Origin of the sequence: Planococcus kocurii, assembly GCF_001465835.2 — a bacterium.
Classification (GTDB): Bacteria; Bacillota; Bacilli; order Bacillales_A; family Planococcaceae; genus Planococcus; species Planococcus kocurii.
On the sequence record NZ_CP013661.2, the window covers coordinates 1,079,943 to 1,092,576 of the forward strand.

At 38.4% G+C, this 12,634-nt stretch carries 9 protein-coding genes and 1 pseudogene; 3 read left to right on the top strand and 7 right to left on the bottom strand.

What is annotated here, in order from left to right; genetic code table 11:
* Position 1 precedes the first annotated feature (1 nt).
* Positions 2-448 (bottom strand): hypothetical protein, encoded by a 447-nt coding sequence (locus tag AUO94_RS05340; protein WP_058386254.1) that lies wholly within the window; start codon positions 446-448, stop codon positions 2-4.
* 581 nt (positions 449-1,029) lie between these two features.
* Positions 1,030-1,596 carry a DUF4126 domain-containing protein gene (locus AUO94_RS05345; protein WP_058386255.1) on the bottom strand — a complete coding sequence of 189 codons (567 nt, stop codon included), beginning with the start codon at positions 1,594-1,596 and terminating at the stop codon, positions 1,030-1,032.
* Positions 1,597-1,835: 239 nt separating this feature from the next.
* Between AUO94_RS05345 and AUO94_RS17530 the strand changes: the two are divergent.
* Positions 1,836-1,961, top strand: a pseudogene (locus tag AUO94_RS17530) (ATP-binding protein); the annotation flags it as partial.
* A gap of 479 nt (positions 1,962-2,440) precedes the next feature.
* On the opposite strand, the gene AUO94_RS05350 reads toward AUO94_RS17530, so the two are convergent.
* The 5 genes from AUO94_RS05350 to AUO94_RS05370 form a co-directional block, all read right to left on the bottom strand.
* Complete coding sequence (locus AUO94_RS05350; RefSeq protein WP_058386256.1) at positions 2,441-4,168, bottom strand: reverse transcriptase domain-containing protein; 1,728 nt, start codon at positions 4,166-4,168, stop codon at positions 2,441-2,443.
* 438 nt (positions 4,169-4,606) lie between these two features.
* Positions 4,607-4,984 carry a DUF6680 family protein gene (locus tag AUO94_RS05355; protein WP_058386257.1) on the bottom strand — a complete coding sequence of 126 codons (378 nt, stop codon included), beginning with the start codon at positions 4,982-4,984 and terminating at the stop codon, positions 4,607-4,609.
* A gap of 49 nt (positions 4,985-5,033) precedes the next feature.
* Complete coding sequence (locus AUO94_RS17000; RefSeq protein ID WP_082707504.1) at positions 5,034-6,197, bottom strand: restriction endonuclease subunit S; 1,164 nt, start codon at positions 6,195-6,197, stop codon at positions 5,034-5,036.
* Complete coding sequence (locus AUO94_RS05365; RefSeq protein WP_058386258.1) at positions 6,184-7,755, bottom strand: type I restriction-modification system subunit M; 1,572 nt, start codon at positions 7,753-7,755, stop codon at positions 6,184-6,186. Before AUO94_RS05365 ends, AUO94_RS17000 begins: the two co-directional genes overlap by 14 nt.
* Positions 7,756-8,219: 464 nt before the next feature.
* Positions 8,220-10,979, bottom strand: a complete 2,760-nt coding sequence (locus tag AUO94_RS05370; RefSeq protein ID WP_058386259.1) for a type I restriction endonuclease subunit R — start codon at positions 10,977-10,979, stop codon at positions 8,220-8,222.
* Positions 10,980-11,277: 298 nt separating this feature from the next.
* On the opposite strand from AUO94_RS05370, the gene AUO94_RS05375 reads away from it, so the two are divergent.
* Both AUO94_RS05375 and AUO94_RS05380 read left to right on the top strand, forming a co-directional pair.
* Positions 11,278-11,721, top strand: coding sequence for a MerR family transcriptional regulator (locus AUO94_RS05375; RefSeq protein ID WP_058386260.1), 444 nt, complete (start codon positions 11,278-11,280; stop codon positions 11,719-11,721).
* Complete coding sequence (locus AUO94_RS05380; protein ID WP_058386261.1) at positions 11,711-12,334, top strand: PIN domain-containing protein; 624 nt, start codon at positions 11,711-11,713, stop codon at positions 12,332-12,334. The genes AUO94_RS05375 and AUO94_RS05380 overlap by 11 nt, the downstream gene beginning before the upstream one ends.
* Positions 12,335-12,634: the final 300 nt, after the last annotated feature.

Sequence of the window (12,634 nt, forward strand, 5' to 3'; positions counted from 1 at the left end):
TTCAATAATTATCATCAATTCCTCTTAAGACTTCTGCTGCATGCCACATATTCTGATCATGCTCGGTCATTACACCAGGCCTTCCTTGTATCTCGTCGATAACTTCAACAGGAATACCTGCCCGTTCATTGATCTCTTTAGCATATTGCCGCGTCTTCTGTAATAACTCTTTCTTCATCCCTTCACCTTGCTGGAGGAGCAATTTACCCGCTTGTTCTTCCCCTTCGCTTGTTTTGATGTTATTCAAAGTAATATTTCCAATCACATAGGTTTCTTTAATATGGCAAAGTCTGCCAAGCTGAATTGTATCTAAAACATAATGTACACCAGTATCCTCATCATTAAACTCGATAAAGATTAATGGATCGGATGAACCATAAAACACTTCAACAACGCCTGATGTAACCCCGATTCTCTTGATTGTTGTTATTAGTTCCTGTTCGACCATTTCAGCACTTCCCACTCTTCTCTTCGATTGAGTTAAAAAATCTTTGAGAATTCATCTGCGTCGTACATAGCATCGTAGCAACTCGCCATCCGATGATTGTTTGAGGGATAGCCCCCGACAATCTAATACTTAGCTTCCCTGGGAGCGAAACAATTCCCACTCAATTTATACAGATGAATAGTATAAAAAAGTCGCACCCTTCAACATAGACGCAACGGGGCAATGTATGTGATATAAATTGTTGTGTATTGTCAGAATCGTTCAGAATTGTTTCTTTCCCAGGGGCGCGTTTTTTAACACCATTCCCCTGGGAACCGTACAATTTCCCAACAATTTATACGGATTAATAAAAAGAAAAAACCATAGCCGAAATGTTAATGTAGACCTTGTCGCTATGTATACAGTATAAATTGAAGTGTATTGTCAATATCGTTTAGAATTATTTCTTTACCTGGGACGCGATTCTAAATACATGAAGAATCCATTTTTCCCGTAGTTTGTGGATTCTTTATTCAATCTCGTGGTACACACGAAATTCTTAGAAGTTCTAGAGCCCATAAAATTCAGTTCCTCATATAGGTTTAAACAGTATTATGATTATTCTTCCGCCGTTTTCGCTTAGGGTAATAAATGAAAATCAGCAGTGGAATCAGCACAACAAAGACAATGGCCAGCACCGGAATCAGGAAAATGGCAATCGGTACTGTCGTTGCAGTTACATCTTCCACAACGGCGACAGCAGGACTGAGCAGCGCAGTTTCGCTTATCCCTTTAACAGCAGTCACAGTAGTATGTGATGCCGTGGCAACTCCACCGCCGCCAATAATGGCGATGCTCCATTCTAGCAGCGGATTCATATCTCCGATGAATGACGCTGTCAGCAGGATACCCGCAAGTGCCGCGATCGGTGTGGCAATAAGTTTCATCATTGACCCGACAGCCGGAATATAGTTAACCGCTACTTCAAATACGATTGCCGCTCCGAAAGCAATCAACGCAGGGGTGCTGCCGAGCCAGCTAAATCCTTCTGACACGGTAATCCAGTCTGCCCGTTCAAAAACACCGGTAATAAATAAAGGCGTAAAAATCCGGAATCCGACTGTTGCGCTTAAAGCCAGCCCGATGCATATTGCAAGAATCATCTCCATAAGAAGGTCCACTCCTATCCAAAGACTTTTCATCATTATATAGGAGCAGGTTATCAAACGCTCGTAAATATTTCGTCCCAGGGAGCGGAACAATTTGCAAACAATTTATACAGATGAATAATATGAAAAAGCTGCATCTTCAGCATAGATGCAACGGGTGCAGCAATGTATGTGATATAAATTGTAGTGTATTGTCCGAATCGTTTAGAATTATTTCTTTCCCTGGGACGCGATTCATTAATGACCCCATTTTGACTGCAGCATTGACGGATCGGCTGACGCACAAATCACATGTGGTGAATATGGTAGGTCCTTCTTATCGAATGAGAGAAACGAAAAAATGGCTCGAAAACAACCATTCATAAGTGGCTCAAAATTAAATTGCGTTGTGGCTCAATTTTCATTTGCGAAATACAATTATTAGAAAAATCCATCGTATTTTCATACTCAATACTTAGTATTTTGCTTCCCAGGGAGTGGAACAATTTGCAAACAATTTATACAGATGAATAATATGTAAAAGATGTACCTTAAATATAGATGCAACGGGTGCAGCAATGTATATGATATAAATTGTAGAGTATTGTCCGAATCGTTTAAAATTGTTTCTTTTCCAGGGACGCGATTAATTAAAGAGTTAGAAATAGAGGCTTTCCCCTTCTAGCAGTCTCCAAATGTTCCCTGTGCTACGTACAATTTCCACACAATTCATACGAATGAATAAAGTACAAAAACCACACCCGCAGTTTTGATGCTGCAGGTGTGGCAATGTATAGAGTATAAATTGTCGTGTATTTTCGGAATCGTTTAGAATTGTTTTTTACACAGGGATGCGATTTTAGATTTAAACAAGACACATTTCTTTAGCTTCGATAGACTTTAATAAATCGCTTACAGGTATTACCTCAGTCACACTGTTATCCTTTCCCTTTACAGCTACTGCTATGACTTCATTTTTCATATTTACGATTGGCCCACCACTGTTTCCCCCATGAATAGGCATTCTGGTGCTATATCTAGTAAATCTCTTATCATTATAATAATGTATGCGTTCCCCTAATATTTTCCCCTGGTCAATATGTAACGATGAACTCTCTTTATATTCTGGATAACCAATTATTACGCTATCCATGCCCTCGGTTATACTTTGATTATAGTTAAATCCATGTTCAAAATGATCTACAATATTTATATGCAAGACGGCTAAGTCTCTAGCTTTATCGTACATTATTATCTTTGCAAACCAAATATCTTGAGAATATCTAGATTTAGAAAGAGGAATATAATATTCTTCTTCAAAAGAAGTGTTCTCTTCTTCAAGAATTTCTATGTACTCTTTCACTACATGATAATTGGTTACAAGGCCAACCTCTTTTAGCAAGAATCCAGATCCTTGATAAGTTACAATATTTTTTTTCGACTCAAAAAATTTGTAATTTACAAAATCAGATTCAATAACATATACATTTTGTTCCCTAAATTCTGAATGAGTTAAAGGCCGATGAATGTAAGGATAATTCTCATTACTACTTCCATTTACTGCACTTATAATTAAGTTATAACGAATAGCTAACTTTTGGTAAACATGGTCTTGTTTTCCTTTAATATGCCCCAAATGCGAAATCATACCGCGCACAATATTAAACATATCTCGATTCTTAAATTTAGTTTTTCTAAATGGATACTTTGCTTCAAAGATAGTTATTGCTTCATCTAAAGAATTAATGTTTTTCTCGATACAATGTAATATCGAACGTATCCTTCTTATATATCTTTTATTAAGATTCAGTTTCGTGTTAACTTTTACACCAGTAACGTACTTAGGTTGTGAACTATCATGAATTCTAGTTTTTGAAGTGTTTATACTGAAACCGTTCTTAGATATAAGTTCTATTACTTTATCTCCGACATCGTAGAAATCTTCGTCCATATTGAATATATCACTCTGAAATTCTTTTCTATTCGTTGAGAAAGTGATGTCGTCGGCATACCTAGTATAATTAGATCTATGCTTTCTTGCCAGCCTAACTAAATCTTTATCTAATTTATAAGTGATTATATTAGAGATAATAGGCGATGTAGCAGCTCCTTGTGGCAACTCATTATTATTATCACAACAAATATTCGCTAAAGTTGTTGCGACAACTTCATTAAATCTAAAGTAGCTTAAAAACATTGCCCGAATTCTAGGGAAAGTTATTGATGAGAAGTAATTTGCTAAATCTATATTTAAAATTAACTTTTTTCTTAAATGAACTTGCGCATTAGTACGTATGCTTTTATTCTTTTCGAATCCATGTGAGACATTACTCGTTGATTTGTATGCAAGTGATAGTACATAGTTCATTTTTTTCTGAATGATATCCAGATTCTTTGATGGTTTATTAATCACTCTAAAATTTGAAGAATTTTTTTTAGGAATTGTAAATTCAGAGTATGTCTTATTTTGAATAACTGCTTCCCACAATTTTTTTGGAGGGATCTCTAATAAATCTGCTATGTCATCAAACGTTTGCAATGAGTTGAACTTATTTAAAATAGCTGTATCTTCACTTTTTAAATCTACATGCAAATTTAGTCACCTCAGAAAATGATAAAGCGGAGTAGCATTTCCACTTTTCTAGATATACGCAAAGCAAAGTTGCGAGTAATAGTATAATATGATGCGGAATAAATATTTCATTTATTCAATTGAATCCGGCGATTTCACCGGCAATATATCGAAGCTACTCCAATTAGATTATATCATGCTTCTGTACTAAAGTTTAAATTAAAATTTCGCTTTTCAGAGGGTGTGACAATACCTTAAAAGGTTTCACTTCCTAGGGGAGTTACACAATTCCTAAGTCTAAAAGTTACGGCAAGAAAAGTTGATTTTAGAGCTATACAGTGTATGAAATATAGTTTATGGTTAAAATCGTTTAGAGTTTTTCTTTCTCTTGAATCCGTTATTTAACTAGAGAACTGAAATTTACCGATTTAAATAAGCGACACCTATACACTAAGTAATTCATCTATTATTAAAAGCCTGTAAGTAAAAACTATCTGTTAGGATATCGGTGTTAATATCCAAGTCTTTGCAAAGTGCTTTAAACAGTTCCATTAACCTTTGGTCTGTTATATTAGATTCTCTATTTTGAACCACTATACTTTCATGAAAAGCTTTTAGAGCAATTAAAACATCCTTAGAATCATTAAAGACAATAAATATTTTATTTAGTGCTTCCGAGAACTTTTCACCGCTTAAGTCATACCTATTTCCGATTAATTGCTCTAAAACTATATACTTTTGTCTTCTTTTTTCGCTTCTTTTGTGATACCAACTAGATATCCCCACTCCTATAATTCCAGAAAGTAATGATGGAATTATTACAAATGCCCACTCCACTAAAAGTCCCCCTTTATCTCTTTTGAAATTAAGTAGTCAAAGCATCCTTTTAAACAAACATCCCCCACATAACCCCCTTCTTCTGCTCCTCCAAAACCACCAACTTCTCTTTTTCGACTTCTACTTTTCTCTCTAATTTATCAAAGTATTTGGCGATATTCCTTTGCTCTTTCATAGAAGGACTGGGAATAGAAAGGTTTTTTATATCGTTACCATTTACGGATTCGAACGTACTTCCTTGAGATATGCTATTCCAACCATTCATCTCGTTAAAATAAGACAAATAATGGTATACATATTTACTGCCTCTAATAGCACAAACCCCTCGTCCTATACAAGCTTCTATATCTGTTAAAGCTAATTTTCCAACAGGTGCTCTCACCGACATAATAGTATCTCCTGGCAGACATGCTTTTGTGATTTCTGAAGTATAAATACGAGGAATAACTTTTCCATTCTTCATATCAGCATTTCCTTGTATTAAAACCGTATTCGCAGTATCTGTAGAGTAATTCTCGCCTTTAGGAGATTGTCCCATAACAACCTCTGCTACTTTTCCAAGTTTCTTATTCTCCCACTCCCCAAACTCTCCACCATCAATATCCTTAAACCGCAACTCCTGCGAGAAAACCTTCTGCATCATGCCTTTTTTTAACTGCTCTAACTCCTCTATTTTTTCTTTTTGCTTGTTCCTCTTTTTATCTAGTAGCAAAAGTAGTTTCACAATTTCCTTCTGTATCTTTAACGAAGGAAGCAATACTTCTAGTTTTCCAAATTCATTTTGTCCGAGCGTTTTATTTCGTCCTGCTCCTCCTGGAGATGCTAATTCTAATAGATACTGCCCTTTTTTTGTTTTGAACATGTAAGTTATATAATCCAAATCCACTAATTTTTCGTTCGCTTTATACATAGGGAACCTATGCGAGGCAATGTACCCTCTATGTTCCTCTCTTGTACGAGCAATTGCTCTTTCCCAAGCAAATACAATATTTACGATAAAACAATCGGGTTCTATCCAAAAAACACGTTTATTCCCTAATTCATTTCCAGAAACAGAATCTTTGAAAAAGATACCTTTAGCATGAGAGCGAATACCAATCTGGTTATATAATTTACTCCCTTCAACCTCTACTGGATTTTTTACTCTGATTAGAATTTCAGACATTTGATATCGATTTAAAGTACTATTTAATACAACCTTAGGAGTGCTCATAATTCAGAACCCCCAATTCCTTAAAATACTCTTCTAGCTCACGATCAATCTCTTCAATTTCCTTATCTATTTCTTTCAACCTTACTTGTACCGCTTCCAAATCGACCGGCTCTTCTTCGACAAACGTATCCACGTAGCGTGGAATATTTAAGTTGTAGTCGTTTTCTTTAATTTCTTCTAAGCTCGCTGCGTATGAATAACGCTCAATTGTTTCACGCGTTTTATACGTATCGACAATCTTGTCGACGTTTTCGTCTGTTAAATTGTTTTGGTTTTTGCCTTTTTCAAATTCATTTGAAGCATCGATGAAAATAACGTTGGCATCTTCCTTGCGCGTCTTTTTGAAAACCAAGATACATGTTGGAATAGAGGTGCCGAAAAACACGTTAGCGGGTAAGCCAATCACTGCATCTAAATAGTTCTTGTCTTGGATCAAAAATTGACGGATAACGCCTTCTGCTCCACCACGGAATAACACACCGTGCGGTAATACAACAGCCATCGTTCCGTTATCGTCCAATTGATGAATCATATGCTGCACAAAGGCGAAATCCGCTTTTGATTTTGGTGCAAGGCGTCCGTAATCACTAAAACGTTCATCGTCTAAGTACTTCGCGTCCGCACTCCAATTGGCCGAGTATGGCGGATTGGCCACAACGGCTTCAAAGCGCATGTCGACATGTTTCGGGTTTTCTAAGGTGTCTTCGTTTTGAATATCAAAATCGGTATAGCGCAAATCATGCAACAGCATGTTCATGCGCGCCAAGTTAAACGTTGTGGTTGTTAATTCTTGACCGTAAAACAAGCGTACATTTGATTCTTTAGCTACACGCAACATCAGTGAACCCGATCCACACGTTGGATCGTAAACATTCTTTAAGTCGGGCTTTTCATGTGTTACAATTTTCGCTAGAATTTTCGATACTTGTTGCGGCGTATAAAACTCACCCGCTTTTTTGCCGGCGTTCGCCGCAAATTGTGAAATCAAATACTCATAAGCATCGCCCAATACGTCAATGTCTACATCGTCGTGTAAGAATGGAATATCGTTAATGCTTAAGATGATTTTCGCAATTAATTTTGAACGTGATTTTACGTCACGCCCTAATTTTGTTGACGTTAAATCCATGTCATCAAAAAGATGCTCAAAGTCTTGTTGGCTATCTGTTCCTAAAGTTGACTCTTCAATTGCTTTAATCGCTTTATGTAACAGTTCTACATCAAACTTGCCTTGATCCCCTTTTGGAATTTCCGTTACCATCGATGAAAACAAGAATTCTGGTTCGATGACAAAGCCGATTTCCTCGAGCAAAGTTTCGATCAACCCTTCGCGATACTCTTCGTCTTTCCAAGCATCTTCATATGAAATATTGTCTTCTTCTAATAACTTCGCAATTCGCGCTTCTGTCTTTTCTGACAAATAACGATAAAAAATAAGACCCAGTATATAGTTTTTAAAATCATACGCTTCCATTTGGCCGCGCAAGTCATTGGCCATTGTCCATAGTTTCTTATGCAATTCAGCTTGTTGCTGACGTTGTTTTTCTGAAGTTGTCATTGTGATTCTCCTTTGGTGTGATCGATATGTTCTATCTTTCTACAATTGCGCCCCCGCGTCAGTCACAATTTGAGGAACAATTGTGTCTGTCACCGTGGCACGAAGTTTGTTATGTCTGCTCTTTGCAGGTCTTCTACTATTATATTCTCTCATCAGATACTTTATTAGATTTTACGCACTAAGCGCCGGCGCGTCCACGGGGTAGCCGGAGCAATAAGACTGGCGGTCCCTTCGCCTGACTTATTGTGGGAGGCATCCCCAAAGCGTCTGAAGTGTTTTATATTCTTCTACTATTATAGTCTAATCGTAACATGCGCTAACTCTAGTGAATCACATTTAAAAGAAAGAGCGAAAGGCGGCGACTCCTGCGGGAAAGCGAAGACGCTGAGACCCCGCAGGACGTAGTCCGAGGAGACTCAGCGTGAGCCCGCGGAAAGCGTCCGCCTGCAGCGAATACTTCCAAGCTACGAATACTTCCTCACATTATCATAGATAAAATCCTTTAACGCTTGAACACGTTTACGCTTTTCTTTAAACGGCGCTTTGATCGCGTCATTGATTTCTTGATCAGGGGATACGCCTGTATACTCATATTCTTTCATAAAATACTCAAGCCGGTCTTCTGCTACTTGCACCTTCTCAGACATCGCTTGAATTTCACGTTTGCGACGTTCGTTTTCAAAGTCGTGGTATTTCTGATCAATCGAGTCTTTATTCGTAAGCGTTGGCGCGACACCTTGTAAGAATTCCAACAATAGATCTCGTTTCAAGCGCATTTCGTCGCTTGATGCCTCGTTCACTTCTTTAATCGCACGACGCACCGCTGCGTCACGCTCGTTTTTATTTTCAAAGTTTGTGTTACGAAGTAGCTCAAGAATGTAATCGACATTGATTTTATCTGTCTGCATCAATTCGATTTCAAAATCGATGTCGTTGATGACGGACACTTTATCTTTGGCGTTTTTATCGTTTTCATAAAGCAGTAAGTATTTGCTTCTGAAATCTTTGTAGGTTTGTTCACTAATGCCCATGTCCGGTTGGTTAAAATCATATTCCACAAACGTTTTTAACTTTGTGAGGATGCGCGTTAAGTCTCGGAATGAGATGACAAACTCTTTTTGCTTGGATTCGCCTTCCAAGTCGTCGACCGCTTCTGGTGAAACCGCAATGTCGAGTAGTTGATCTAGTTGGTCTTTAAAGTCTGCCAAGTATTGATCGTAAGGCTTCATAAGAACCGTTTCCGTGTCTCCGGTTTGAGAAAACAACCGAACCGCTGTGTCTGTTTCTTCTTTCAAATTGCGGTAGCACACAATATTGCCGTATTGTTTTTTCGGCCCTTCGACACGGTTTGTCCGGGAATACGCTTGGATTAAGCCGTGGTGCTTTAACGGCCGGTCTACGTATAAGGTACTCAAGGTTTTGGCGTCAAAGCCCGTTAAAAACATATCAACGACAATCAGCAAATCGATTTGTGCAGATTTCACTTTTTTCGAAACGTCTGCAAAATAAGCAGCGAAGTTTTCCGTCGTGTGATTGCTGCCAAATTCTTGATTGAAATCTTCCATGATGCGTTCGAGTGAATGACGCGAATGTTCTTCGCCTTCCACACTTTCTTCGTTTGTCCCAAAACTAAAAATCGACGTGATTTTCATACCCGAATCGATTTTCTTAAAGGCATCGTAATACTTGATCGCAGCTGGAATGCTTTCAGCTGTCAGTAAGCCTGTGTATTTCTTATTATGTGTTTTATTCGAATGAATGCTTGTAATGTGACGTGCGATCATGTCAATGCGTGTATCTGCTAGCCATAATTCTTGTTGGTCAATGCCGGGCACTTTGGTGGCGTCATCGATGCCTTCTTTGCCTTTCATTGTACTGATGTATTCGACTGAAAAGCCGAGCACGTTGCCATCATGAATGGCGTCTTTAATCAAGTACGTATGCAAACAGTCTTGAAATAAATCTGACGTGGTGCGGCCGTCTTGTGATTTGTTGTCGACAAAACGTGGGGTGCCGGTAAAACCGATGTATTGCGCGCGTTTGAAATGACGTTTGATCAGTAAATTCATCTCTCCGAATTGCGAGCGATGACATTCATCAATAACAAAAACGACTTTTTCGTTTTCGTACAACTTCATCACGTCGCGGTACCTTTCAGTTTTAACGGCATGTGCCATTTTTTGAATCGTTGTGATAATTCGTTTCCGGTTCGGATCTTTTAACTGCTTGACCAACACTCCGGTTTTGGTTGTTCGGTCAACAGAGTCTTTTTCGAATTTATTAAACTCTTCCATCGTTTGCGAATCCAGGTCTTTTCGGTCAACGAGGAAAATGACTTTTTTGATGTCTTCTTGCTGTGCTAAAAGCTCACTGGCTTTAAAGGAAGTTAAGGTTTTCCCGCTCCCAGTCGTGTGCCACACATAGCCATTTTCTTCTTTTTCGATGGTTTGGTGAAGAATGCGCTCAACTGCATAAATTTGATACGGGCGCATGACCATTAAGTGTTTATCGGTTTCGTTAATGATCATGTATTTGGACAAAACATTTTGCAACATCACGGGGTTTAAGAAAGACGCAGTAAATGCGTCTAGTTTCGTGATGCGTTTATTGGCATCGTCCGACCAGAAAAACATCAAACTCTTCAGCGGCTCCCGGTCCGAGTTGGCAAAATACTTTGTGTCGACGCCGTTTGACACCACAAAAACTTGCAGAAAGTTAAACAAACCACCGTAAGAACCTTTACGGTAGCGCATGATTTGGTTAAAGCCTTCAGCAAAATGAAGACCTCTCCGTTTTAATTCAATTTGAACGAGTGGCAAGCCGTTGATCAGCAATGTCACATCATAGCGATTTGTGTAACGTCCCACTACCGTTGTTTGATGCGTCACTTGGAGAAAGTTGTTTTGATAGTTTTGCGTATCGAATAATTTCAAGTAAAGGATGCTGTCGTCATCGCGCGAAATGATTTCTTTATCACGCAAAATTTTAGCCGACTCAAACACGCTCTTGCCTTCAATTTTCAAAAGCAATCGCTCAAACTCTTTATCAGACAACGCTTGTCCTTCTAGGTTTTCTTCGTTTAACTTATTGATTTGTGTGCGGAAGTTGTCTTGCAACGCTTGGACAGAAGGAATGGAAACTCGTTCAAACCCTTGTCCCACGAGTTGCTCGATCATCTCGTTTTCCAGCTGCGCTTCCGACTGCGTTCTTGCTTGATGTACCATACGATATCCCCCTCTTATGGTAGTCATTCTATTTAGATAATTTTACCACATTGGAGGGAGAATGTAACTGAGGTAAGACAAAGAAAGCTTCTATTTCAGGGAGAAGCGAGAGACACAAAACTCCTCGGAAATATAAAAAATAGCCCAGTCTTCGTAAGGAAAATTGGCTTGATCACTCTTTAATCTAACACGACTTTAATATTTCACGAGAATTCTTGTTTCGAAAGTTTCGTTTATTTCTTTAGTTTCTCTTCGAAAAGTAGTATAATTGTAAAAAAGATGTTGAGGAGCGATCAAAATGGTTAATCTGCTCGATAATGTAAAATCCCGACCTTCCGATGAATTGATTAAAAACAAGCGAGTAAAAGAGTATGTACAACTCATGAGAATCGCAGAAGAAGTAGAACGGGAAATAAAAAGAAGAACCAATGAACTTGGAGAAGATGAAAAGCAAGAGGCATTTGAGGTGCTGAGCCAGGAATACAATATTCCTCAATACGTAACTGTCCGTGATGCTGCAGATATAATGGGCATTAGCCCTCAAATGGTTCGGAGACATTGTGCTGATGGAAAAATGTCAGCTCAGCAAACTTTCGAAGGAAGCGGAAAATGGCAGATCGAAACGCAACAACTGATGGATAAGCCAAATTGGGAACGTTTTATCGAAAAACGCGCCAGAATTAAAAATCAGTCAGTGGGGCTTGCTGACGAAGTGCTTAAAAATCTTCAGGATGAAGAATAATTTAGATATGGAAAACCTGAAGCAATATACAATCGATACAAATGTAATTCGATACGATACCAATAAAACAGGTGCTCCGGATTTAAAGAAAGCTGCAAAAATATTTTGGCGAACTATAAAAGAAGAAGTTGAAAATGGACGAGCAGTTATTTTGGTTCCGGCAGAGGTCGTGCGGGAACTGAAGGTGCAGTCTCATACTTTGACCGATAATGAAAATAGTAAAACTCAGAAATTGTTGGCACACTGCCACGAAATTTCCCCTTCTGTGTCTATCGAGTTAGAACATCAGATAAGAGTGATGTCCGCTTATCTACGTTCAAAATATAAGAGTGATATCGGGCATCCAAAGATGGCATATGGCGGTGTATCCGATGCACGCATTTTATATAGCGCCTATTATGAAGACAGCATTCTAGTTACAGCAAATATAAGAGATTTCCTGCTCTATCCTTTCCTGTTTGCTCGGCATGAGAATCGTTTATACGATTTGATATCGAATGAATTTATTCAAATACCTGAACTGGTTTATGCTGAAGTATGGCAAGATGATACTTTCAAAAAAATGTTCAGCCATTTAGGTGAATTAGAAGCAGCCTTAGAAGACAACAATTAATAGAAGTCAGTTCACTTGAATAAATGACCCGCAGCGGGATTACTTGCTGCGGGTCATTTATGTTTTATGTAACCGAATTACTTCAAATAAGTATTCCAATCCTCAACAAATGCTCATAAGTCCGTATCTTCCCCCACCAACTCACGAACCGTTTCTTCACCATTCACCAACTGCGTAATCGCTTCATTTTAAGCAGTTGCTCTCTTATCGATCCTGTTGTTACAAGAAATGAGGCAGCACTACCACATAAATTCCATTGGGACAGTGGACATTCTTTCAGTCGGCTATGAAAGCAGACAA

What these genes read in the sequence shown, in the direction of transcription:
- AUO94_RS05340 (WP_058386254.1), bottom strand. Translation starts at nt 448, where the DNA reads ATGGTCGAACAGGAACTAATAACAACAATCAAGAGAATCGGGGTTACA.
- AUO94_RS05345 (WP_058386255.1), bottom strand. Translation starts at nt 1,596, where the DNA reads ATGGAGATGATTCTTGCAATATGCATCGGGCTGGCTTTAAGCGCAACA.
- AUO94_RS17000 (WP_082707504.1), bottom strand. Translation starts at nt 6,197, where the DNA reads ATGAGCACTCCTAAGGTTGTATTAAATAGTACTTTAAATCGATATCAA.
- AUO94_RS05365 (WP_058386258.1), bottom strand. Translation starts at nt 7,755, where the DNA reads ATGACAACTTCAGAAAAACAACGTCAGCAACAAGCTGAATTGCATAAG.
- AUO94_RS05370 (WP_058386259.1), bottom strand. Translation starts at nt 10,979, where the DNA reads ATGGTACATCAAGCAAGAACGCAGTCGGAAGCGCAGCTGGAAAACGAG.
- AUO94_RS05375 (WP_058386260.1), top strand. Translation starts at nt 11,278, where the DNA reads ATGGTTAATCTGCTCGATAATGTAAAATCCCGACCTTCCGATGAATTG.
- AUO94_RS05380 (WP_058386261.1), top strand. Translation starts at nt 11,711, where the DNA reads ATGAAGAATAATTTAGATATGGAAAACCTGAAGCAATATACAATCGAT.